Source organism: Marinomonas sp. G8-14 (assembly GCF_055808935.1).
The window spans coordinates 220,885-244,624 of record NZ_CM147891.1; the positions used below are offsets into that span (position 1 = coordinate 220,885).

Genomic DNA, 23,740 nt, shown 5'->3' on the forward strand with positions numbered 1-23,740 from the left:
ATGCACAAAATCAGAGCATGTAATAACGGTTAAGTTTAGTTTAAGAGCGTTTTACGCTGTTTTTTATAAACAGATACACAGTTGGATGTGTTTTTTGATAGCCTAAAAATCATGCCTTTGTTTTTGCATGATTTTTAGGTTGAGTGGTTAAAGAGCGGAGAATACTAAGTGCTAAATTGATGAACTAACTGACGTAGTCGACTCGCACATTCTTGCAGATTGTTGACCGAGGTCTGAATATCGGTAGAGTTATGATTGGTTTCTTCACACACATTGGCAATGCTTTCTAGCGTTTGATGAACCATTTGAGAAGACGAATATTGACGATCCGCGGCTTGACTAATGTTACTGTTCAATTTGGAAATCGATAACACACCATTGGCGATCTCGGTAAAGGCTTGACCAGCTTGGGAGGTTTGCTCTGCACCTTGGTTTGCAGTATTGCGAGCGGATTCCATGACTTCTACTGTGGTCAGTGTTTGTTGCGTTAATTGATCAATCAGTCCACCAATCTCCGTTGCCGCCAGTTGTGAGCGTTGAGCAAGGTGACGAACTTCGTCGGCGACGACAGCGAATCCTCTGCCTTGCTCGCCGGCACGTGCGGCCTCGATAGCAGCATTGAGGGCAAGTAGGTTAGTTTGATCGGCCACTTCTGCAATAATACCCAAACGCTCGTTGATATGTGTCACGTCTTCGCGAAGTTTTTGAATCTGCTGAGCGGCATCACCGACTTCAATAGAAAGCTGTTGAATATCTTGGTTGGCTTTATTCATGACACCAAGACCTTGTTTGGAATGCTGTCCAAGCTCTTGTGTGGTTGTGTTTGCCCGTTCAGCAATGGCCAATGTGTCTTCCACAGAGGTCATGACACTCTGCATAAGTTCAGCGGCTTTGCTGGTGTTAGATAGTTGCTTTGACACGCCTTGGGCGGTTTTATTGGTCGAATTATTTGTTTGCCCTACGATGCCGTCTAGCGTTTCGCTGGAATGGCTAACGTTACGGACAATCGATTGAAAGTCATTCATCATGCTGTTAAAGGCACGAGCCATTTCTCCCATCTCATCTAAGCCGCTAAATTCAACTCGTTGTGTAAGATCACCCGAATGTTGTACTGATGTCATGGTTTTGCACAGGGAGGTGACGCGGCTGGTAACGAGATGGATAATATAAAGCGCAGTTCCACCTACTAACACCGTCAGGACGCTGACTAGAATGGCATAATCCACCAGAGCACTCAGGAAAAAACTTATCACCGCATTCATGGATGCGGTGGCAATAATAGTGATATTCCATGGGGTGAAGGTAGTGGCGCTGGCAATCATTCTATGGGCAATGCCGTCGTTGCCTTGATACTCAAACTCGATGGATTGATACGGCTGTTTGCTCGCTAAGGACGCTGTGTTGAGTGTTTCGCTAAGCGAGGAGGGGATGTTGTTACCCTTGTAGGTGACCGGTGCGTTCATCAAGGTACGATTGTTATTGTCGATAATCCACAGTTCTTGTTGATCGCCATAGGTTAAACTCGATAGTAGAGTAATACCTTGTTGTCTTGCTTGATCGGCCGTAAGCTCGCCTGACTGCTGTTTGTGATAAATTGAAGTGAGTGTTGTGTTGGCTATATCTAAAATATCTTGCGTACGATCTTTTCGAGCATCAACATGGCTATTAAATAGAGAGGTTAGTGATACGAGAATAAGTGCCGTGGTTCCCATAGACATTAGACCAATAATGGCCCACAACTTATAACGAATTTTTATATCATTGATGCGATCCAGCATGTCGCCTCCGTTTAGATGTTTGGCACTATTGAATGGAATTTATATTAATCAATCAAATCCGTCGTTATTTTTTTATCACAGAAAAAATGAATTGATTGTTTTCGTTGTGTAAAGGTTTCGCACTGTTCTTAGAGTAAATGTTTTTCTAGATCTTGCCTAGTGTGTAAAAATGAGTTGAGTCATTGTTTTTGTATTTAGGTGTTTAATTTTTCTAATAAAATAGGTAAGAGACGCGTTGTTGGATTATTTTTTTATACTGATTGTTGCTTTTTTATCTGCGACTATCTTGCCTTTGGGATCCGAAGGTCTGTTGCTCTATTATGCTAATGATACGTCATTATCGATATTTTTTTTGTGGTTTTGGGCCAGTTTAGGTAATACATTAGGGGGCGCGACAAATTGGTGGTTGGGGCATTATTTGGTGCGATATGAGCACAAAAGATGGTTTCCAGTAAGCCCTAAGGCTCGACAGAAAGCGGAATATTTTTTTAATCGATATGGTGTGTGGAGTCTGTTATTTACTTGGCTTCCTGTCGTTGGTGACGGGATTGCTTTAGTATCAGGCGTGTTGCGAACCCCTTTTCGGTATTTTTTACCTTTAGTTTTAGTTGGCAAAGCCGCACGTTATGCCTTAATTTTGTGGGGGCAACATTTAATACTGACTTTATAGAAGGGCTAGAAACTAGCCAATACACGAATGAGTTCTTTGGTGTCACCATGAGGCAAAGAGGTCGCTTCGTATTTTGGTTGGAATAATAAGTGAACACTCTCAATGACGTACATGGAGATGAGAATAATGGAAATATCCAAAAAGCTGGTCGTTATTATGGCTGGATTATCACTAGGCGCTTGTTCATCTATGGACGAAAAAAATACCTTTATGACCTATACGGATCTGCAAGATAAAGTTCGTATGCATGAAGAGCAATGGCAGGCTGTGCAGCCAAAGTTGGATCGTATTGATGAATTGGAAGCGGAAATTGCGGCGCTTAAGCAAGGTAAACCTCTTTCATCAAAGGCAACTGCTCGATCAAATAATATCGACAGTAACGGCTTGATGGCAGATGAGAACTTTATGGGCGAAAGTGTCTCTGCTATTAATGTTGCACCCGCCGTTGTCCCTGCACCTTTAATTGATTCGACTGAATCCGAGGCGAGCATGATGGCTCAAGAAGCTACGCCACTTGCTTCTTCCGGTGCAACAGCAGATGAACAGTATGGTGTTCAAGTGGCTTCTTATGGCAACCGTGACGAAGCGGTTCGTGGCTGGCGAGTACTACTAGAATCGTACCCGACGTCTTTCGATGGTTTAGTGCCATTAGTTAATCAAAAAAACGTCAATGGTCGCACTATGTATCAACTAAAAGTAGGCCCCTTCGTGAATAAATCCTATAGTGCCGATTTTTGTAGAATGCTTAAAGAAAGAGGCAGAGATTGCCTGCTGACGCAATACAATGGTGAGGTTATTCCCAATAGTTAAATAACAGGGAATAAGGAAAGATTCTGTGTTCTTTCTAAGGCAGTCTGTCCTTGTGTTGGACCGCTCTGATAACAAGTACGCTGTTGGTTTGTCTTTATTAAACGTTATTAGGTGTTTAATGGCATGGGTGGGGTGTACTAAGGCTTAAGACATGAAAAGGCGCGTCTTGTTTCTGATAATCAGAACATGAGACGCGCCTTTTTTTAAGTGGCGTGATGTGGCGTTGACCCTTATTACATTAAGGGGAAACTGAGGTCGAATACCTTGCCTTGGCCGTCTTCTACTGTGATCTCACTTTTATATTTGGCGTTCTTTAATCGAATGAGACCTTGTTGTGCTAAACCTTCAATAAACATTAGGGCTTGCTGTTTCACTTCCGGTGCGTTTATTGGCGCACGCATTTGACTGGCAATGAATCGTTCAGCAAGTTTTGTTACTAGGTTCTGATCTGCTTCGATCTCTGCTTTTACTATGGTGTTATAAAACCAAAACTCTGGTGTAATCAGTGTTTCTACTGAAGGGGTGCTGATGTCAGCTAATCGACTCGTTAGCGTTGCATTAAAGCTGCCCTCAGGAAATGTACCGCTGAATTTTGGTATGTTGAACTCTGGTTTTGCTGCTAATAATTCCCCAAGATTGTCTTGCATGAAAATAAGTAATGTTTCATACATATACTCTAAGGTAGCGTTGTTCATTGGGACATTATCAACGAAGTTTTTATAGCTAATAAAGAACTGGTTATCGAGATTGTCCAGTTTCGTCACTAAAATAAGATCGTTCGCTTTAAAGTCATCAGAGATAATTTCGCTAATAAGGTAACTGACTTCCATATGACCAAGCTGGGTTTCTTGATTTAAATTAGACCCCATCTCGATATTTAGCCCAGAGAGTTGGGTGTTAGTGCCTATACTCAGTCTCTCTAAACTGAAATCAGTCGTGCTGTCGTAAAAACCACCTTGCATAATGGTGTCTAAGCTTGCATTAAGTTCCACTGATACATTAAAACCTTCGGCCTTTAGTGGTGAATAGGTATCGTCCACATTAATGCTTTCTAGGTTTCCTTCATAGCTAAATGCCGTACTGGTCAGCTCTCCCTTGCCACTGTAACCGCTAAAGTGAAAGGTATCTTCTAAATTACTGAAGGCAGGAATGTTATCCGCGACCTTTATGTTACCCATAACACTACCGAAGACAGACAATTGATATAGTGGGCTGTTCTCATCCCAATTCAGAAAGTTTCTTTGTTCATTGCCATTAATCTTGACGGTGGTTGTATAAAGGCCAAACAGTCCTTGGCTTGAAAATAACAACGGACCATAGTGCGTATCGAGCACAAGCTCAATATCAATATTTTGCTCTTGCAGTGATGGGTTCATTTGAGCCGTGTTTAAAGTGAACAAGACTTTATTTTCAGAGCCAAACCAAGCGAAATCTGTGGAAATAATTTCGGCAGAATAGCCAGGGGTTTTATTAATGTTGTCAATCAGTTCAACGACTTTCTCTTGATGTCTTGGCGCAATAAATTTAGGGACAATTAGACAAGCAGCGACAAGTATGAAAACCAGTACAGCGAGGATCTTTTTCACTAGAAGTTCCTTTTCATTGAATGGATTTTAGGAGCGCGTATGTTACAGGCTAAGCGTTGTGAAATAAAGGATGCATTGCCATCGTAAATCCGTATTCTTTACCTAATAATCTCATTATTTTATAAAGGCTTAGTAGTAGATGATTTTTGAAGAGTATGCAGAGATAGTAAAAAGCTTTCAGTGCGAAGCTTCCTTGTCATTGACGGAAACTTTTGATGCTGTTTGCGCCGCACAAGATGTTCTGATTGCCAAGATTCTTGAAAAAGGGGCAACGATTGCGGGTTGGAAAGTGGTCGATAAAGAGGGGGTGATTATTCTATCACCTATTTTTGATTTTCAACTCTTTAGTAACCTTGGTGGCAGGATTCCTCATCATGCGTTTCGCGGTACCGAACTGGAAATTGCCTTCCCACTCACTGTGCCAAGCAAAGTGAATGAAGTAAACCAGTTAGTTGCTGAGTTATTACCCCACGTGGCAGTTGAATTGATTCGTGCTGAGATTCACCCAACCAATCATTCGGCATGCGATTTTTACTTTAACTATGGTGTGTTCGTGTCCTCAAAACCAGTATCTGGTGAACTGATTTTTGAAGGAGGTGATCAGGGATATGCCTTTTCAGCGGATGTTGAGCAACTTGTTGAAGCAAAGAAAGAGGTTCTCAAAAAAGGAGTGCTTCAGTGTATACAGCGCGGCTATGGAGATAAAGACTACTTTTTTATCACCGGTACCTTAAATGGGTTAGTGCCTGCGGCTGAGTCTTTAGGGGGGAATCGAGTTATGAATCAGGATGACGCTATTATTCAATTTGAGATTGTCTAATAGCTTTATTGCGTAGGCCCTTGCGTTTCTTGGGCCTTAACATTGAGATTGAGCCCTTCTATCGGAGGACAAAATTGGGTATAGATGGCCACATATTCAGCGTTTTGCCCAAATGTATCATGTTTTGACAAGCGCCTCGTCCTAATCCATCTAGTTCTGGTGCACTCCAGTTCTGTTACACTTTACTCGGTGTGTACTGAACATTTTTGCGAATACAATCGACGATAGCACTGCATTGGTTATAAATACTGACGATAAAGGGATTTACTCGTGCTCAAGACAATGTATTTGTATGTCGTTGTTTACCTATTTTCTTTTTTTGGTTTTCTTTCTCTAGCCCATGCCGACACGCTAGTTGGCACGATTCCCGGCGAAGCGGGGGTTCCTCTTCCGGTGCGGCAACCTATGACATTCCCATCGATGTTCCGCCCGGTATTAACGGTCTTCAGCCTAATTCGGTACTGAGCTACAACAGTCAACAAGGTAATGGGCTTTTGGGTTTAGGTTGGAGGCTTTCAGGAATTTCTGAAATCACTCGTTGTGCAGCCAACAGTGTGGCTCAAAGCCATTTGGGTCGGTAAATCTTAGTGGATTATTCCACACATAGCTGTAGCGGTTGTAGCTTTGTAAGTAAGTTAGATCGCTGAGTACCGGATCTGCACTGACGAAGCGTGCGGTCTCAGGATCATACACGCGTCCGTTCATGTGGATCAAGCCGACGTTGTCGAGGTGTTCGTGTCCGGTGAAGCCGCGTGGTGTTACAAAACTCGCCAAGTTAAAAGGTGTCAACGATTGAGCTTCAGGCACAGGCAAGTCCAGTCGTTTGCCCCAAGGATCGTAGAACAGGCGTTTGACGGTGCCGCTGTCGCTCACGGTGGCAATGAGGCTGCCAAGGTGGTCGCGTAGGGTGTAGTGGATGGTTTCGTTGTGGTTGTCTACTTTGTCGACGATGGCGACGTCACCGATTTGAATGCGGTGGTAGATGCGATTGCCACGGATTTCTTTTTCGTAGCCGCCGATGTAGTAAACGGTTTTTGGGACGGTGCCTGTGGTCACTTGTTTGTAGCGTTGTCGGTCTGGCCCATAGGAGAAGGTGCTGGTTTCACCATTTTGTTGGATGTAGGTGGGTTTGTCGAAGCTGTTGTAGGTGAGGCTTCGGTTGTCGCCACTGAGTAGGTTGCCATTTTGGTCGTAGCAGTAAGCGCCTTTGCCAGTGATGCTGCTGACGGCATGAGGGCCGGTTTGACGGCCACATTGGGTCTGGTTATAGGTGTATGTCCCCACGTCACTTTTTTGGGTGATATTGCCCAGAGCGTTGTAGTTGAGGGAGACGGTGCCATAGTTGTTGCCTGCCACTGTTGTGGTGGTACTTTTGAGGCGGCTTAAGCATCCGATTCATTAATCGAGTGGGCAGTGTCTTTGTTCAGCTTTTTTTGAGCTAAGAAAAAGCCAATCACTTCATATAATTGGCTTTACTGGCAGGTAATCTACTAGTTTTACTCGTTCCAATCTAGTTTTTTCAAGTAATAGAAAAAAAGAATGATGTCCAAATCAAAGTAATAGCTACTGATAAAAAGAAGAGCTGATAGAAATTATAAGTTATTGCTCCCCATATAGAAGCAGAGCCAAAAACAGCTTGAAGCATTAATGTTACTAAAAAGAGCCTATCTGACTTTGCAAAATACAAGACATCTTTTCTTAAAATCATAACAGTGGCACAGAGACCAAAAAGTATTATTTGAATATTTAAAAGAAATAATCCAGATATTAAAAAATTTATCCCTACAAGCCCGCCCCCCCATAAGGGAGTCCCATAGGCAAGTCCCCATTTATCATTGTATATATTTTTCATAAATTAATTACTATCTCTCTCTTCATTTTTAGCCGCTTCGTTCATTAAGAATCCCTGTACTTGGCTCATTGCATCAATAATTCAGCAAGCAGCATATTAAAAAGCCCGCGAATTGCGGGCTTGTAAATTATTCATCGATATCTTGTTCATCGAGAATAGACCTGAGCTGCTGCACTAAAACGCCTACTCGCTCTTTGCTGTAACCAAGCCTTGTCTCAAAGGCATGAATATCAACTCCATAACAAATTTCCCTCATACCAGCCATGAGAATCAATATTTCCTCATGGCTAATTTCACACGTTAATTTAATACCGTTATTATCAACAACTTTCATACGATTTCTCCTAAATAAATTTCTAAGCGTTAGGGGTATGGCGTTGAACGGCTTGGCAACGAATTAATATACTCACTCCAATTAGCAGGCTGAAAAGCTGTACTTTCACCTGAACCTGAATTTCGAATAACTACCGTACTTGATGATTCTTGGAGATAAACAGTACGTCCATCTTTGTAATAGCGCATCCCACTCGGGTTACTAAGTACATCTTCAACATGGTTTTGAAATTGCTGCCTTATTCTGATGCCTGGAAATTCACCTTGCTTCAAAACGTGTTTTTCAAAAGCATGCCCATTCGCTATTTCTTGAGCTGTTAACTGTCTATTTAAATTTGCGCCACTCGCCGCACTACTAGCCCCTCTGTTTGCAACCCCAGAACGAAATAGCGAAGCTACCAACCGATAAAGTCCAGATACTACTGCTCTTGTCGGTACAGTTCCATATACTGCTTGGAGATCTGTTAATGGTAGAATCTTAACATGAGAAGCTAAATTCCTTACCTCGTCATTCTCCTTATAACTTGTATGTCGATTACTTGCATCGTAAAGCGTATTCCCTGAGCTGTCTTTAATAACAGTCTGGTTCTTATCTCCCTTCGTTACTTCTACTTTATGCTCTTTATCCCATTTCTTATTTTCTTTCGAGTGATCTTTATCGTGATCCCATCGATTATTGTCATGGTCGTAGTTCGGATGCGAGTCGTAACCATCGGTTCCCGTGCCGTGGGGCTCAAACCCACTCGGGTCCGTCATTCTTAATGGATTATTCCACACATAGCTGTAGCGGTTGTAGCTTTGTAAGTAAGTTGGATCGCTGAGTACCGGATCTGCACTGACGAAGCGTGCGGTCTCAGGATCATACACGCGTCCGTTCATGTGGATCAAGCCGACGTTGTCGAGGTGTTCGTGTCCGGTGAAGCCGCGTGGTGTTACAAAACTCGCCAAGTTAAAAGGTGTCAACGATTGAGCTTCAGGCACAGGCAAGTCCAGTCGTTTGCCCCAAGGATCGTAGAACAGGCGTTTGACGGTGCCGCTGTCGCTCACGGTGGCAATGAGGCTGCCAAGGTGGTCGCGTAGGGTGTAGTGGATGGTTTCGTTGTGGTTGTCTACTTTGTCGACGATGGCGACGTCACCGATTTGAATGCGGTGGTAGATGCGATTGCCACGGATTTCTTTTTCGTAGCCGCCGATGTAGTAAACGGTTTTTGGGACGGTGCCTGTGGTCACTTGTTTGTAGCGTTGTCGGTCTGGCCCATAGGAGAAGGTGCTGGTTTCACCATTTTGTTGGATGTAGGTGGGTTTGTCGAAGCTGTTGTAGGTGAGGCTTCGGTTGTCGCCACTGAGTAGGTTGCCATTTTGGTCGTAGCAGTAAGCGCCTTTGCCAGTGATGCTGCTGACGGCATGAGGGCCGGTTTGACGGCCACATTGGGTCTGGTTATAGGTGTATGTCCCCACGTCACTTTTTTGGGTGATATTGCCCAGAGCGTTGTAGTTGAGGGAGACGGTGCCATAGTTGTTGCCTGCCACTGTTGTGGTGGTACTTTTGAGGCGGCTTAAGCATCCGATTCATTAATCGAGTGGGCAGTGTCTTTGTTCAGCTTTTTTTGAGCTAAGAAAAAGCCAATCACTTCATATAATTGGCTTTACTGGCAGGTAATCTACTAGTTTTACTCGTTCCAATCTAGTTTTTTCAAGTAATAGAAAAAAAGAATGATGTCCAAATCAAAGTAATAGCTACTGATAAAAAGAAGAGCTGATAGAAATTATAAGTTATTGCTCCCCATATAGAAGCAGAGCCAAAAACAGCTTGAAGCATTAATGTTACTAAAAAGAGCCTATCTGACTTTGCAAAATACAAGACATCTTTTCTTAAAATCATAACAGTGGCACAGAGACCAAAAAGTATTATTTGAATATTTAAAAGAAATAATCCAGATATTAAAAAATTTATCCCTACAAGCCCGCCCCCCCATAAGGGAGTCCCATAGGCAAGTCCCCATTTATCATTGTATATATTTTTCATAAATTAATTACTATCTCTCTCTTCATTTTTAGCCGCTTCGTTCATTAGAAGCCCCTGTACTTGACTCGTAGCGTCTATCACAACCCTTGCAGGCTGTCTAGCTATTCCAGGAAGCATATTAGGTAATATGTCACCAGCAATTTTGTAACTAGTAGATAAAGCTGCACCAGCTGTTGACGTTAGATTAAAATTTTTCCCATTAACAGCTATATCAACACCTACAGCAAATATACCAGCAATAATAGCAACGTTAGCAAGAGCACCAGCAACCGGAACAAAACCTGTTAGTAAAGCGGCTGTTGCTGCATATGATGCATATCTAGAAACCGTAGATAATAAATTAGAAGCCCTTTGGGCCAGAGCTGCATTCCGCTGAGCCTCAACTGCTGCTTGTGTCGCAGCAGCTTGTGAATACCCACTGTTATCCCCTCGATTTCTTCGATCATTGTCATCATTATACCGAGGGGCTGATACGGTCATTTCCAGTGTAACACTGCCATCAGCCTCCTTGGTTGCGCTGCTACCCGAGCCAGATTTGTTATTACTCGACCCTGAGTTATTGTCTCTGTCACTTTCACGACCAAATCTAGAATCCGATTCATTATTGTCATCGGGGTTTCCTGTATGCTCTGCGTCCACCATTCTAAAACCACTAGGGGCTGTGTATCGTAGTGGGTTGTTTACAGTATAAGAGTAACGGTTATAACTTTGCAGATTTTTTGGGGAGGGAATTAAAGGATCCGCGCTAACGAAGCGTGCAATTTCAGGATCATACACGCGTCCGTTCATGTGGATCAAGCCGACGTTGTCGAGGTGTTCGTGTCCCGTGAAGCCGCGTGGCGTTAAAAAGGTCGCTAGATTAAAGAGCGTGAGCGGTTGGGCATCTGGTACAGGTAAGTCCAGTCGTTTACCCCAAGGATCATAGAACAGGCGCTTGATGGTGCCTGTGTCGCTGACGGTGGCAATGAGACTACCAAGTTGATCTCGCAGGGTGTAATTAATGGTTTCGGGGTTGTCGTCCACTTTTTCTACAATGGCAGAATCACCGATTTGAATGCGGTGATAGATACGATTACCACGGATTTCTTTTTCATAGCCGCCGATGTAATACACCGTCTTTTTGATCTCGCCGGTGGTGATTTGGTCTTTGATAGGGGTTGTTGTTTGTGTAGTGGGTTGAGTCAGTTTTTGAACTCAAAAAAGCCAATCACCTAATATAACTGGCTTTGAGGGGGAATGAATATTATTTTAAGATTAGGCTTAATCAGTCGGCGACCAATTCAACAACTACATTCTGGAAATTGACATCGTCAGATCCATCACTACACCGCAATCTGATCTGATGGTCTGATTCTGAAATATCCATTCCGGCATTTCCCACCCAAGCTTGAGTCACACCGTTAACTTCCCATACATTCCATACCTTTAACTTGGTGTTCTTTTTGGGTATGCATCGTAGTTGTACTACATCTGGACTGGTGTCTTCCCACAGTACGATATTCGAAAGTTTTTCGCCGTTTACTTCTATAACACCTTTATCTATTTTTATTTGTATCCCCTGCTTCAGTCTAGATTGAGTGCTAACCCACTTCACGGTTATTTGCTTTTCCTTCTCTAATTCCAAAATATAGATCGGGTATACATTTCTACCTTCAATCTCTACAGGCTGGCCCATTGTGCTTTGAAATTTCTCAGATAGTGTTTTATTGGTCATTTCTTAGTATCCTGGTCTTCTAAAAGGATCAACAGCAGCATGGTCTTGGGGCCAGCGAGGAATAAAATCTTTACCCCCATCTCTAAAAGGAATTGGCTCATGACTCAACTCCATAGATTCAATGCCTCCTTTATCAGCGTTGTATCTTTGTGGTGCCCTTCCTTTAGCCATTCTCTCTACGTTTTCTGCCCCATATTTGTTCGCTGCGCTTGGCATCGCAGACTCGTTTTTCCAGAATCGGGTCCTGACAGTTGTCCAAGATGGTTGATTGCCTTTTGTAGTTAAATTGTATATATCGTCGCCTAATTTCCACCCCCTGTTTGCACCCCCAGAAAAAAGCCCAGATGAAACTGCCCTTGCTGGAAATAACCCCAGTATCGACACGGTTCCTAACCCCGACTCAGGGGGGATAGGATTTTCCAATGCCCACTGATCCCACTCCTTTTGCTGCTCAATTTTCCTCGCTCGCTCCCCTGCATCGTAAAGCGTATTCCCTGAGTTGTCTTTAATAACCGTCTGGTTCTTATCTCCCTTCGTTACTTCTACTTTATGCTCTTTATCCCATTTCTTATTTTCTTTCGAGTGATCTTTATCGTGATCCCATCGATTATTGTCATGGTCGTAGTTCGGATGCGAGTCGTAACCATCGGTTCCCGTGCCGTGGGGCTCAAACCCACTCGGGTCGGTAAATCTTAGCGGATTATTCCATACATAGCTGTAGCGGTTGTAGCTTTGTAAGTAAGTGGGCGCGGAGATCATCGGATCCGCACTGACGAATCTTGCGATCTCTGGATCATACACACGTCCGTTCATGTGGATCAAGCCGACGTTGTCGAGGTGTTCGTGTCCGGTGAAGCCTCGAGGTGTCAAAAAGTTGGCGAGGTTAAAAGGTGTCAGGGATTGAGCTTCGGGTACAGGGAGATCGAGTCGTTTGCCCCATGGGTCGTAGAACAAGCGTTTGATGGCGCCACTCTCGCTGACGGTGGCGATCAGGCTGCCGAGGTGGTCCCGTAGGGTGTAGTGAATGGTTTCGTTGTGGTTGTCTACTTTATCGACGATGGCGACGTCACCGATTTGAATGCGGTGGTAGATGTGCTTGTCACGGATTTCTTTTTCGTAGCCGCCGATGTAGTAAATGGTTTTTGGAATGACGCCGGTGGTGGTTTGGCTTTTGATAGGGGTTGTTGTTGGTGTGGCGGATTGGGTTAGTTTTTGAACTAAAAAAAGCCAATCACTTGATATGACTGGCTTTGAAAGACAAGGGTCTAGTTAACTTTAGTCGTTCCAATTTAGTTTTTTAAACAAATAGAAACTAAAAAACAATGTCCAAATAAGAGTAATAGCATTTGACACTAGAAAAGGCTGGTAATCATTTTTAGAAATTCCAATTCCAATTAGAATAGATCCTATAACAATTTGAAACAATAACGTCACTAAAAAAAACGATCAAACTTAGAAAAATAAAAGATATCCTTTCTTAATAAGACGACTGTCATGCAGATACCAATAATAATTAATTTTATATTAAATAAAAACAGTCCTGCTATTAGAAGATTTAGCCCTAAAAGTCCTGTTACCCATAAGGGAGCTGCATATGCGAGTCCCCATTTATCATTGTATATATTCTTCATCAATATTGGTCTCTCTCTTCATTTTTAGCCGCTTCATTCATTAAGTGCACCTGCACTTGGCTCATTGCATCAATTGTGATTCTTGCTGGCATTTGAGCCATTCCTGGTAGCATATTAGGTAATTTGTCCCCTACAAATTTGTAACCACTAGACAGAGCTGCTCCCATCACTGCCGTTTCATTAGGATTCTCCGTAAAGAAAGTATCTATAAGTACAGCAGACCAACCTGTAGCTAAAGAAACAACACCAAAAAAAGTGGCTGCTGTAACTCCAGCAGGCCCTACAAACAGTGAAACCGTTGCGGCATAGGATGCATACCTAGAAACTGTAGATAAGTAATTAGAAGCCTGTTGAGCCAGAGCATTCTGTCTAGCCGCTTGTGCTGCTGCTTGTGAATACCCACTGTTATCCCCTCGATTTCTTCGATCATTGTCATCATTATACCGAGGGGCTGATACGGTCATTTCAGATAGTGTGACACTACCATCAGCCTGTTTGGTGGAACCGCTACTCGAGCCAGATTTATTATTACTCGACCCTGAGTTATTGTCACGATCATTACCATCCCGATCATTATCTCTATGGTGATCGTGCTGATCACGATCTCGTGATGCAGCATCAGTATCACCTCGTACATTATAGTAGCCACTCGGATCCGTGTATCTAAGCGGGTTGTTCCCAGTATAAGAATAACGGTTATAGCTTTGCAGATTTTTTGGGGAGGGAATTAAAGGATCCGCGCTGACGAATCGTGCGATCTCTGGATCATACACACGTCCGTTCATGTGGATCAAGCCAACGTTGTCTAGGTGTTCGTGTCCGGTGAAGCCTCGAGGTGTCAAAAAGTTGGCGAGGTTAAAAGGTGTCAACGATTGCGCTTCAGGCACAGGGAGATCGAGTCGTTTGCCCCAAGGATCATAGAACAGGCGTTTGATGGCGCCACTCTCGCTGACGGTGGCGATCAGGCTGCCGAGGTGGTCCCGTAGGGTGTAGTTTATGGTTTCGTTGTGGTTGTCTACTTTGTCGACGATGGCGACGTCACCGATTTGGATGCGGTGGTAGATGCGATTGCCACGGATTTCTTTTTCGTAGCCGCCGATGTAATACACCGTCTTTTTGATCACGCCGGTGGTGATTTGGTCTTTGATAGGAGTTGTTGCTGTCGCGGATTGAGTCAGTTTTTGAACTCAAAAAAGCCAATCACTTGATATGACGGGCTTTGGTTGATGGTTGATCTGTCAAGGTGTGCTCAACACAAGGTACAAGATATTCGGGGTTTGTTGATATTTTTTCATCTGTTACCCAATAGGGTTTAAACCACTTATTAGGGAGTTCTACGCTGCCCTTACCATCATCCATATTGGCAAAAATAGTCCAGTATCTCCCAGTTTCTCCCATTGCGGTGCTGACCACTTTTATAACAGTAAATGACGTTCCAGCTTCTTGCTTTGTTATGTAATTGTTATCACATAGCTTCGTTAGTAATGAAAAACCGGACGAACATTGAGGAAGTTGCATTTTCATTGCAAGTTCTTCTTCATTTTTAGGTAAGCAAGCATTCATGCTAAACGCCCCCATCTTCCTCATGTCTGAGCCGCATCTTGCATATAAAAAAGCATTTTGTACGGTCGTAAAACACTGACCGACTATTTCATTAGCCACAGCATCCTTGGTGCGGTCATAAGAAACAATCTCACACCCAGCACACAGAAAAAATGGTAACACAATTAAAAATTTCATTTACCTTCTAGAAATAACAACGGGCTACATGAGCTATGTAACCATTATTCTTAGTCACCAAGTTTGCTCTTGGATTAAATAACAACTCAGCCGCCATATCATTAATGGCATCCCCAGCCCTAATATTAACTTGCATATTACCAGAAGCAACATTACCAAAGGGAAGGGGGAAGATATGTCCCCTTAAAGTGTAACCTGATAAAGCACCTAACATGATTTCACCCGAACTTACCCATTTTTCTACGCGTTATAACCTGCTACGGACGCAGAGCAATAACCACTACATGCCTAAACATCGGCCACAGCAGCTGCAATAACAGTAAGGATGTCTTTATTTTTACTGACATGTTTCTCTACTCGGCGATATTCGTGTCTGACAGAACGCTCTATGCACTTAAAGGCTTTGTTGGTCGAGAATACCCACTAGGGTCTGTCATTCTCAATGGACTATTCCATTCGTAGCTCTAGCGGTTGTAGCTGTGCTGGTGCTTGCAGTATGGAATCCGCGCTCATGAAGTGTGCAATCTTTGGATCATACACGCGTCAGTTCATGTGGATCAAGCCGACGTTGTCGAAGTGCTCGGTCCGGTTAAGCTGCGAGGTGTCAAAAACAGGCATGTTGATTGAAAAAAACGGGAAGATTAGCGTACCAATCTCCCCGTTTTTTTATATCAAAGTGCAGTTTTGCTATTGATGCTCAATGCCATGGCTTCGGCGATTTTAATGCCGTCGATGGCCGCTGACATGATACCGCCCGCGTAGCCGGCGCCTTCACCAGCTGGGTATAAGCCTTTGGTGTTGATGCTTTCTAGGCTATCGTTATCACGTTTGATATTGATTGGAGCCGATGTGCGTGTTTCTACACCCGTTAATAATGCATCATCAAAAGCAAAGCCTTTTATCTTTCTATTAAAAGCGGGAATGGCTTCACGGATGGCTTCGATACAAAAATCGGGCAAGGCATCGGCAAGGTTGGTGAGTTTAATGCCAGGCTTGAAAGATGGCTCCACTGTACCGAGTTTTTCGGGTGTTTCATTACGTAAAAAGGCACCGACCGTTTGCGCTGGTGCATCATAGTTACTGCCGCCCAACTCGTAGGCAAGACTTTCTAGTTTGCGTTGGAATTCAATCCCTGCCAGTGGGCCACCAGGATAATCGGATGGATCAATACCTACTACGATGGCGCTGTTGGCGTTACGCTCATTGCGAGAATATTGACTCATACCATTGGTCACCACACGGTGTTCTTCCGATGTGGCGGCCACTACGGTGCCACCTGGGCACATACAGAAGCTGTAAACCGAACGACCATTTTTACAATGGTGAACCAATTTATAATCGGCGGCCCCTAAAATTTCGTTGCCGGCATTTGGGCCAAAGCGTGCTTTGTCGATAGCGGATTGCTCGTGTTCAATACGGAAGCCAACCGAGAAAGGTTTGGCTTCGATATAGACGCCTTTGTTGTGTAGCATCTCGAAGGTGTCACGAGCACTGTGGCCAATGGCGATAGCAATGTGTTTTGAATACAGTTTTTCACCGTCAGCCAGAGTGACTCCTGTTATTTGACCATCTTCAATGTGCAGATCGTCGACTCGGCTGCTAAAACGAATCTCGCCACCTAACTCAATAATTTGCGCGCGCATTTTTTCGACCATGGCAACGAGCTTAAAGGTACCAATGTGCGGCTTACTGACGTATAAAATTTCTTCTGGTGCGCCCGCTGCAACAAATTCGTTGAGTACTTTGCGGCTGTATTGCTTTGGGTCTTTCACTTGGCTATAGAGCTTACCGTCAGAAAAAGTCCCTGCACCGCCTTCACCAAATTGCACGTTGGACTCGGTGTTGAGGATTTTTTTGCGCCAGAAACCAAAGGTATCCTTGGTGCGTTCACGTACTTCTTTACCGCGTTCAAGCACGATGGGCTTGTAGCCCATTTGCGCCAACACTAAAGCTGCTAATAAACCACAAGGGCCAAACCCTATGATAATAGGGCGCTCAGTTAAGTTTTCAGGAGCTTGTGCCACAGGGTGATAGTTAAGATCTGGCGCGATTTTTACTTGTTGGTGATCGGCAAATTGGCTTAAAAGTGCTTGGTCACAGGTGGTTTCAACATCGATAGTGTAGATAAGAAAAATATTGCTTTTCTTTCTGGCATCGTAACCACGGCGAAAGACAGTAAAGCGAACGAGTTTCTCGACTGGAATGTCCAGCAAGGACAAAATAGCGTGTTCTATCGCGCTGGCGTCGTGATCAAGAGGAAGTTGGATATTGGACAGTCGTATCATAGGAATCAATTGTATAAATGCTGGGTAAATGGCTAATGGCGGAGATAATACGATATTTCAGCTTAAAAAGCTGTTCCCAAATGACAGAAGTGACCTTCTAAGTGAGGCTACTTCTGTCAAATTGCTTTATGTGGAAACTAAGAATTAGCTTAAAACATACCCAAAGCGTACCACCAAAGAAAATTCAGCGGCAGCAGTACCACGCTTGTCAGTACAAAGGTTGCCAAACAAACTTTGGTGACGGCACTGATGGATAAACTTCCTAGAGCGATGGCCGTAATCAGCGGCGGTGCTTGATAAGGCAGCAAGACGTTCGAAAAGGCCAATACTTGTGTCATCAGCACAGCATGATTAGACAGCCCTGTTATGTTGGCAAGATGCTCCGCCATTGGTGTCATAATAGCAGGCACACCGGCTAAGTTAGTGACCACCGCCACGCACGTTGAAATAAAGGTCAGCAAGCTTAGGTTTAACAAGGGTGCATTAGCTGAGAAAGGAATCACGTCGGTTAAATAGTTAACTAATATGTTGCCCAGTCCCGAGTAAGCAATGATCGCGCTTAGCCCTATAATGCCAGCAGCAAACAACAGTGTGCCGTATTGAATGTCTTTATCTATACTGTTTTTTGCCATTAATCCAAGGCTTGGCCATAGACAAACTAGCGCGGCAATAAGGCCAATCCAACCCGCAGAAATATGGTGCAGGGAATCTGTAAACCAAAACGCAAAACACGTACACAGTACAATCAAGAGGCGTGTTTCTATTTTGGTCATGGCCGACTTTTCGATTGTCGCTTGTACGGCTTGATTGGGTGCTTTATCAGGAAACAACCATAAAATGACGCCGATGGTCATGATTAACTTTCCGAATCCTAAGATGGGAAAATGCAATAATAGGTATTCCCCATAAGATAAAGGCGCGTCATACAAGGCTTCTGTCATTCCCGACAACAACATGTTGGGGGCGTTGGCAGGTAAAATGGAAAAGGCGGGTAAAAATGTTCCGAATGCTGCGGCTAATAACATGCCCTTTCGGCCATTAGAATGTGAGTCGTAACCAAAATGGTCTGCAAGAGAAACAATAATAGGAATTAACAGTACGACCCGACTCACGCCAGATGGGATTAAAAACGCTAACCCCATGGCAAACAGCGCAATTTTAATAATCGTGCCTTGATAGCTATTGCCAAGAATCAGCATTAGTAAGCGCGTAGCGCGTGAATTAACTCCCGTGTGGTTAATCGCTGCGCCAAACACCATGCCACTGAATAACAGCCAAAATGTTGACGATTGGAAGCCCGAAAATATCACCTGTGTTGGTGCCAATTGTGTGGCGGTTGCAAACGCAAACAATCCCAATGCAGGCCAATAAGCGGGTACCAAAGACGTTGCCCAAAAGGCGATACAAATAAACAGTAGCCCTGCAGTTAAGGACTGAGGGAGGGTTAGATACTGATAGGAAACGGCACCTATGGCAAATGTCATCGCTACAATTAGATAAAGCGGCCAAGTTGGCTGGCTTGGTTTTTTCATTGAGGGAATGGGATGACCCTCTGCAGCCTGTGAAGGATGGTTTTTATTATTCATTTGACACTCTAAGGTCAAATTCCGCCTTCTAAGAACAAACAAAGAAGGCGGAATAAAGTGACTAGCGAAGATTTACCGCAATGTCTTCAGCAAACCCCAACATGATATTAAGGTTTTGTACCGCGGCACCAGAGGCGCCTTTGCCGAGGTTGTCGAGCTTAGCAACCAAGACACCTGACTTATTACCAGGCTCGCTTAGAACAGATAGCTCTATTTGGTTGGTGTCTTCAAGGCCATGTGGCGTCAAGAATGGTGCTGAGATATCGGCAACCACATTAAAGCCATTTACCGTTACAAACGTGTCGTTGGCATACACTTCGGCCAATTTAGCTTGTAACTGCTCCATGGTGACATCGCCTTTTAGCTGAATGGGTAAGAAGGTCAGCATGCCTTGGCGGAAGTTACCCACACTAGGAACGAAGATTGGTGCCTTATCCAAGCCTGACCACTTTTTCATTTCAGCTAGGTGTTTGTGGTTGAAAGACAAGCCATAGGCACCAAATATAGGAGCATTTTTGGTGCTTTCGTAACGATCGATCATGGCGTTACCGCCACCGCTATAGCCAGACACTGCGTTAATAGAATAATCATAAGATGCTGGTAGTAAGCCAGCTTCAATCAACGGCTTCAACAGCAGAATCGCACCAGTTGGGTAGCAACCAGGGTTAGAGACAAACTGCGCGGCTTTGATTTTGTCTCGTTGAGTGACATCAAGTTCAGGCAGACCATACACCCAACCGTCAGCGACACGGTGAACTGAACTGGCGTCTAAAATACGGCAGCCTTCTTCTTTTGCCAAAATCACGCTGTCTTTCGCGGCGTCATCAGGTAGACAAAGAACCGTGACATCGGCTTCTTTCATTAAGCGACGCTTTTCTTCCACATCGCGTTTTTTGTCTGGATCGATACTGATGATTTCAATGTGTGGGTGATTGACTAGGCGATCTTTTACTTGCAGCCCTGTGGTGCCAGTTTCGCCATCAATAAATACTTTTTTCACAGTGTGATTCCTTACTGGATGTCTTAAACCAAAACACATCAGGTCATCTTAATCGATTTCCTGTCTTTACTGTTTCTTTGGTTGGTGATTAATATTTGTTAAATAGTGTAATGCATCAAGGTGCGGCTGAATAGTTGATAGAAACGCTTAATCTTTAAAAAAAACGATTTTGTGCCTTTCAGCGTTTTTGCTGACGTAAGTGGTGTAATCCAAGTAAGGCGGTCAATAATGCAAGGGCACCACCACAAGCAATTGCCCAACGAGCACCAAGCAAGTCGGCTGTGAAGCCAACTAATGGCCCACCAAGAGCAGAACCACCTACGGAAGTAGCCAGCAAAATGGCAATGACTCTGCCGCGTATGTGTTTTTGTGCTGAGAGTTGAATCAGACTGTGAACCGATGTTGTGAACAGTTGAGTGGTCATGCCTATCAAGCAGAGTGACGCAGCAAAGAGCCAAAAATTGGGTATTATCGAAGCAATCAGCGCTATGACACCAAACGCAATGGCTGCAAATGAAATAAAACGAATACTGGGTGTATCTCGATTGGCGGTAATTATGGCACCAAGAATAGAGCCTATGGCCATAATCGACATAAGAATACCGAACTGTTGTGCATTACCAGTAAACACATGCACTGTCATAGCGGTTAAGTAAACGGTGAAGTTAAGTCCGAACATGGCGAAGAAAAAAACATAACTATCGCTATGGTCATATCTGGACGTTGGCGTATGTAATGAAAACCATCAAAAAACGTGGTTTTGTGTGTAGCATGATGATTGTTAGGTATGGTGTTAGTGTGAGGGAGGCCTTCTGAAGAAGAGCTTGTTGGCTGTGCTTTGATCACATACATGATGACTAAAATTGGTATAAATGACGCGGCATTGAGTGCGAATACCCAACCAGCTCCCATAATTAAAATCAGAAAACCCGCGATAGCTGGGCCAATCATGCGGGCACTGTTAAATGAAATAGAATTCAGTGATACGGCATTTTGCATGTCTTTGTCATCGACTAAATCGGCCACAAAGGCATGTCTTGCAGGTGTGTCAAAAGCGGTAAAACAACCCAGTAAAAAAGCAAAAATATACATATGCCACAATTCAAGGTGACCATTTAGAATCATAATGGCTTGAACGAGTGCCAACAAACCACGTAAGCTTTGTGTGGCAATCAGTAATTTACGACGGTCAAAATAATCCGCCGCCCATCCAATAAGCGGGAGGAAGAGAAATTGTGGCGCAAATTGCAATGCAACCACTATGCCGACGGCCGTGGCATTCCCATCAGAAAGCTGAGAAATCACGAGCCAATCTTGTGCGGTGCGTTGTAACCAGGTGCCAATGTTTGAGATGAACGCGCCGATGGCCCAAAGGCGGTATTGGGGGTTCTTTAGTGAGCGAAAGGTTTTGTGCAAGCTTGTCTCCGATGACACCGATTGTCGTGAAAGAATATTTTTTATAATGAAACGGTGTTTCAAAATTATAGCATGTTGTTCTTCTAAAGAAATGCGTGCTTAGAAATCAGTACAAAAAATAATGTTAACAGCGCACATTGTTAATCTGTTGTCGAAAGGTGGGTGTTGTGAAAAAATCGGATAAAAAAATAGAAAATGCCATTCGTGATGCGTTAACGAGGGTATGTGAAGCGGCATTGGAATCGGTTGATGGGTTTGTTTGGCTAACGCATTTAGTGAATTACAATGCGTTTCCTAATTCATTAAAAATCGTTTGTATCTTTGAAACCGACGATGTTTTGTCGAGTGCCATTCATGCTAAGCAAGATAACTACCTTTGTCAGCTTATCCACCAAGAGCTAAGCGATGTCGGCATTGCCATCAAACTCAGCCAGCTTCGTCAGCAGGTGAGTTTTGATAGCGAAGAGGCTTGTGAGCGTTCTCATAATGGAAAATGGCATGAACGACTGGCTAAGTTGCAAAGAAGCGTGACGTTGCATTAGTTTAATACATAAGTCGAGCAGCTATTTAGTCGTCGGTTTGCTGTTGAATGTCTTGCATGGCTTTTTGTAGCTGCGGGTTCTTTTCTTCAAGGTATTTTTTAAGCCGAGCAATAAAAACTTTATTTTCATGGGCCGGTACGCCGATTTGATGAGCGTCGGCCACTTCTACCATGGACACTTTATCGTGTTGGTTGAATATGTTAATCATTTGTTCCGCTTTCTTATGGGAAATGCCCAGTGCTTCAAATGCAGATCTTCCCATACGCAAACTGCTGTCGTAATTTTCTCGAATGATGTCTCTACAACCAGAAGCCCATAAATCGTAAACGTGATTATTGTCAAAGGCTCTGGCAATGATATGTAGATCCGGGTAGGTTGCTTTAATGTATTTGACGAGTTTGGTGACTTGTTCGGCATCATCAATGGTAATAATGAACAATGACGCCTCGCTTATACCTGCCGCTTCCAATAAATCGGGTCGAGTGGCATCACCGAAGTAGTTTTTTACACCAAAATTTTGCAATGCGCGTAGGCGTTTCACGCTGAAATCAATCACGGTCGAGTGATAACCTGCCAATCGTAAAAGGTTGTCTATGGTGCTGCCCATTCGTCCAGAGCCCGCGATAATGATTTTATTATCATCGGGCATATCGTCCTGTGTCCCCACCGTTTGGTCTGTGGCATAACGAGGAGCAATAACACGATCATACAGAATGAATAGCATAGGGGTAAGCAGCATAGATAACGCGACCACCAGCAGCAAAATATCGGCTACTTCTTGCGAAATTACAGCGTTGCTAACAGTAAAAGACAATAAAACAAAACCAAATTCCCCCGCCTGAGCAAGACCTAGAGCAAACAGCCATTTGTTTGAACCACGAATACTGAAAATACGACCCAATATAAACAGCGTAGTGGCTTTCACCATGATCAATCCAAGCGTCAGGCCAAGGATGGATGGAAAGTGGCTGAACAATAGTGAAAAGTTAATGCCTGCGCCTACAGTCATAAAGAACAGTCCTAGTAACAATCCTTTAAATGGCGCTATGTCACTTTCTAATTCATGTCGATAAGGCGAGTTAGCTAGCACCACGCCAGCGAGGAAGGTACCAAGAGCTGGAGACAGTCCAACCAAAGACATCAGCAAGGTGGTGCCGATAACAAACATTAATGCCGCTGCAATAAAGAGTTCGCGCAGTTGCGCTACAGCAATAAAACGGAAAATAGGCGTCACTAAAAAACGGCCACTTAATATGACAACGGCAATGGCACCAATGGTCACTAGTGCGGTTTGCCACGCCTCCAGTCCTGCGACCAGAGAGACTGAGTCTGAATGATTACCCGCCTGTGCCACATCGGAAGAATGACTAAGGGCTGTGATTAATTCCGGTGTGGCAAGCAACGGAATAAAAGCCAGCATGGGAATGACGACAATGTCTTGTGCTAACAGCACTGCGAAAGAGGATTGCCCTCCATCCGACTTCATTAAACCTTTTTCGGTTAGGGTTTGAATCACAATGGCCGTTGACGAAAGGGCGAGTATCAAACCAATGGCAAGGCTGGTGCGCCATTCTTGCTCTAACAGCATTCCGGCCGCCATGATAAGAAGGGCGGTCAGCACAACTTGTCCGCCACCTAAGCCAAACAATTTGGACTTTAATGCCCACAGTTTTTTAGGGTTTAATTCAAGCCCGACCAAAAACAGCATTAAGACAACACCTAATTCGGCGAAGTGCTGAATGGATACAATGTTAACGTCGAATAGACTCAGTAATGGGCTGATAATAATGCCGGCTAGTAGATAACCTAGCACCGAGCCTAATCCTAAGCGTGATGCAATGGGAACCGAAATGACCCCAGCTACTAGAAAAACAAAGGTTAACAGCAGCGCATCGGTCATCTCATAGGTTCCTTATAAGGTGAAAAGAAAGTGTGTTATCAAGTTGTCTTT

At 43.9% G+C, this 23,740-nt stretch carries 25 protein-coding genes; 6 read left to right on the top strand and 19 right to left on the bottom strand.

The window, feature by feature from the left end; all coding sequences use genetic code 11:
* Nucleotides 1-164: 164 nt before the first annotated feature.
* Nucleotides 165-1,778, bottom strand: a complete 1,614-nt coding sequence (locus AC0L6V_RS01120; protein ID WP_265216899.1) for a methyl-accepting chemotaxis protein — start codon at nucleotides 1,776-1,778, stop codon at nucleotides 165-167.
* A 238-nt stretch (nucleotides 1,779-2,016) separates the two neighbouring features.
* Between AC0L6V_RS01120 and AC0L6V_RS01125 the strand changes: the two genes are divergently transcribed.
* Nucleotides 2,017-2,448, top strand: a complete 432-nt coding sequence (locus AC0L6V_RS01125; protein WP_265216900.1) for a YqaA family protein — start codon at nucleotides 2,017-2,019, stop codon at nucleotides 2,446-2,448.
* Between the two features lie 126 nt (nucleotides 2,449-2,574).
* Nucleotides 2,575-3,258 carry an SPOR domain-containing protein gene (locus tag AC0L6V_RS01130; protein WP_409419230.1) on the top strand — a complete coding sequence of 228 codons (684 nt, stop codon included), beginning with the start codon at nucleotides 2,575-2,577 and terminating at the stop codon, nucleotides 3,256-3,258.
* 233 nt (nucleotides 3,259-3,491) lie between these two features.
* On the opposite strand, the gene AC0L6V_RS01135 is transcribed toward AC0L6V_RS01130, so the two are convergent.
* Nucleotides 3,492-4,844 carry a YdgA family protein gene (locus AC0L6V_RS01135; RefSeq protein ID WP_265216903.1) on the bottom strand — a complete coding sequence of 451 codons (1,353 nt, stop codon included), beginning with the start codon at nucleotides 4,842-4,844 and terminating at the stop codon, nucleotides 3,492-3,494.
* A 139-nt stretch (nucleotides 4,845-4,983) separates the two neighbouring features.
* On the opposite strand from AC0L6V_RS01135, the gene AC0L6V_RS01140 reads away from it, so the two are divergent.
* Nucleotides 4,984-5,664 carry a hypothetical protein gene (locus tag AC0L6V_RS01140; protein WP_409419231.1) on the top strand — a complete coding sequence of 227 codons (681 nt, stop codon included), beginning with the start codon at nucleotides 4,984-4,986 and terminating at the stop codon, nucleotides 5,662-5,664.
* A gap of 434 nt (nucleotides 5,665-6,098) precedes the next feature.
* A complete protein-coding gene (locus AC0L6V_RS01145; RefSeq protein WP_409419848.1) occupies nucleotides 6,099-6,245 on the top strand; it encodes a SpvB/TcaC N-terminal domain-containing protein in 147 nt (48 codons plus the stop codon).
* Here the strand turns inward: AC0L6V_RS01145 and AC0L6V_RS01150 are convergent.
* From AC0L6V_RS01150 to AC0L6V_RS01185, 8 genes are all read right to left on the bottom strand, one after another.
* Nucleotides 6,196-7,020 (bottom strand): RHS repeat-associated core domain-containing protein, encoded by an 825-nt coding sequence (locus tag AC0L6V_RS01150; RefSeq protein ID WP_265216905.1) that lies wholly within the window; start codon nucleotides 7,018-7,020, stop codon nucleotides 6,196-6,198. The two genes, AC0L6V_RS01145 and AC0L6V_RS01150, sit on opposite strands and share 50 nt — an antisense overlap.
* A 163-nt stretch (nucleotides 7,021-7,183) precedes the next feature.
* Entirely contained in the window at nucleotides 7,184-7,516 is a 333-nt protein-coding gene (locus AC0L6V_RS01155) for a hypothetical protein (RefSeq protein ID WP_265216906.1), read from the bottom strand.
* A 127-nt stretch (nucleotides 7,517-7,643) separates the two neighbouring features.
* Nucleotides 7,644-7,850: a hypothetical protein gene (locus tag AC0L6V_RS01160; RefSeq protein WP_265216907.1), complete on the bottom strand. Its 207-nt coding sequence runs from the start codon at nucleotides 7,848-7,850 to the stop codon at nucleotides 7,644-7,646.
* Between the two features lie 29 nt (nucleotides 7,851-7,879).
* Nucleotides 7,880-9,379 carry an RHS repeat domain-containing protein gene (locus tag AC0L6V_RS01165; protein WP_409419233.1) on the bottom strand — a complete coding sequence of 500 codons (1,500 nt, stop codon included), beginning with the start codon at nucleotides 9,377-9,379 and terminating at the stop codon, nucleotides 7,880-7,882.
* A 163-nt stretch (nucleotides 9,380-9,542) separates the two neighbouring features.
* Nucleotides 9,543-9,875, bottom strand: coding sequence for a hypothetical protein (locus AC0L6V_RS01170; RefSeq protein WP_265216906.1), 333 nt, complete (start codon nucleotides 9,873-9,875; stop codon nucleotides 9,543-9,545).
* 3 nt (nucleotides 9,876-9,878) lie between these two features.
* On the bottom strand, nucleotides 9,879-10,988 hold the full coding sequence (locus AC0L6V_RS01175; RefSeq protein WP_409419234.1) for an RHS repeat-associated core domain-containing protein: 1,110 nt from the start codon (nucleotides 10,986-10,988) through the stop codon (nucleotides 9,879-9,881).
* A 151-nt stretch (nucleotides 10,989-11,139) separates the two neighbouring features.
* Nucleotides 11,140-11,589 carry a hypothetical protein gene (locus tag AC0L6V_RS01180; RefSeq protein ID WP_265216911.1) on the bottom strand — a complete coding sequence of 150 codons (450 nt, stop codon included), beginning with the start codon at nucleotides 11,587-11,589 and terminating at the stop codon, nucleotides 11,140-11,142.
* A 3-nt stretch (nucleotides 11,590-11,592) separates the two neighbouring features.
* Nucleotides 11,593-12,696, bottom strand: a complete 1,104-nt coding sequence (locus tag AC0L6V_RS01185) for an RHS repeat domain-containing protein (RefSeq protein WP_473483141.1) — start codon at nucleotides 12,694-12,696, stop codon at nucleotides 11,593-11,595.
* On the opposite strand from AC0L6V_RS01185, the gene AC0L6V_RS01190 reads away from it, so the two are divergent.
* The gene (locus tag AC0L6V_RS01190; protein ID WP_265216913.1) at nucleotides 12,610-12,798 is read left to right on the top strand and encodes a hypothetical protein; all 189 of its coding nucleotides are present in this window, start codon (nucleotides 12,610-12,612) and stop codon (nucleotides 12,796-12,798) included. The genes AC0L6V_RS01185 and AC0L6V_RS01190 overlap by 87 nt on opposite strands.
* A gap of 421 nt (nucleotides 12,799-13,219) precedes the next feature.
* On the opposite strand, the gene AC0L6V_RS01195 is transcribed toward AC0L6V_RS01190, so the two are convergent.
* The 8 genes from AC0L6V_RS01195 to AC0L6V_RS01230 all read right to left on the bottom strand — a co-directional run bounded on the left by AC0L6V_RS01195 (nucleotide 13,220) and on the right by AC0L6V_RS01230 (nucleotide 21,247).
* Nucleotides 13,220-14,344: an RHS repeat domain-containing protein gene (locus tag AC0L6V_RS01195; protein ID WP_265216914.1), complete on the bottom strand. Its 1,125-nt coding sequence runs from the start codon at nucleotides 14,342-14,344 to the stop codon at nucleotides 13,220-13,222.
* A gap of 76 nt (nucleotides 14,345-14,420) precedes the next feature.
* Nucleotides 14,421-14,960: a hypothetical protein gene (locus tag AC0L6V_RS01200; RefSeq protein WP_265216915.1), complete on the bottom strand. Its 540-nt coding sequence runs from the start codon at nucleotides 14,958-14,960 to the stop codon at nucleotides 14,421-14,423.
* A 7-nt stretch (nucleotides 14,961-14,967) separates the two neighbouring features.
* Complete coding sequence (locus AC0L6V_RS01205; protein WP_265216916.1) at nucleotides 14,968-15,174, bottom strand: hypothetical protein; 207 nt, start codon at nucleotides 15,172-15,174, stop codon at nucleotides 14,968-14,970.
* A 457-nt stretch (nucleotides 15,175-15,631) separates the two neighbouring features.
* The gene (locus AC0L6V_RS01210; RefSeq protein ID WP_409419236.1) at nucleotides 15,632-17,245 is read right to left on the bottom strand and encodes an NAD(P)/FAD-dependent oxidoreductase; all 1,614 of its coding nucleotides are present in this window, start codon (nucleotides 17,243-17,245) and stop codon (nucleotides 15,632-15,634) included.
* A 149-nt stretch (nucleotides 17,246-17,394) separates the two neighbouring features.
* Complete coding sequence (locus AC0L6V_RS01215) at nucleotides 17,395-18,831, bottom strand: SLC13 family permease (protein WP_265216919.1); 1,437 nt, start codon at nucleotides 18,829-18,831, stop codon at nucleotides 17,395-17,397.
* Nucleotides 18,832-18,892: 61 nt separating this feature from the next.
* A complete protein-coding gene (argC, locus tag AC0L6V_RS01220; RefSeq protein ID WP_265216920.1) occupies nucleotides 18,893-19,831 on the bottom strand; it encodes an N-acetyl-gamma-glutamyl-phosphate reductase in 939 nt (312 codons plus the stop codon).
* A gap of 178 nt (nucleotides 19,832-20,009) precedes the next feature.
* Nucleotides 20,010-20,510 (bottom strand): MFS transporter, encoded by a 501-nt coding sequence (locus tag AC0L6V_RS01225; RefSeq protein ID WP_265216921.1) that lies wholly within the window; start codon nucleotides 20,508-20,510, stop codon nucleotides 20,010-20,012.
* Nucleotides 20,480-21,247: an MFS transporter gene (locus AC0L6V_RS01230; RefSeq protein ID WP_418138687.1), complete on the bottom strand. Its 768-nt coding sequence runs from the start codon at nucleotides 21,245-21,247 to the stop codon at nucleotides 20,480-20,482. Before AC0L6V_RS01230 ends, AC0L6V_RS01225 begins: the two co-directional genes overlap by 31 nt.
* Before the next feature lie 167 nt (nucleotides 21,248-21,414).
* Here AC0L6V_RS01230 and AC0L6V_RS01235 point away from each other — a divergent pair, with 167 nt between their 5' ends.
* Nucleotides 21,415-21,789: a Fis family transcriptional regulator gene (locus AC0L6V_RS01235; RefSeq protein ID WP_265216923.1), complete on the top strand. Its 375-nt coding sequence runs from the start codon at nucleotides 21,415-21,417 to the stop codon at nucleotides 21,787-21,789.
* Between the two features lie 25 nt (nucleotides 21,790-21,814).
* Here the strand turns inward: AC0L6V_RS01235 and AC0L6V_RS01240 are convergent, their stop codons facing one another.
* Nucleotides 21,815-23,689: a cation:proton antiporter domain-containing protein gene (locus tag AC0L6V_RS01240; protein ID WP_409419238.1), complete on the bottom strand. Its 1,875-nt coding sequence runs from the start codon at nucleotides 23,687-23,689 to the stop codon at nucleotides 21,815-21,817.
* Nucleotides 23,690-23,740 lie beyond the last annotated feature (51 nt).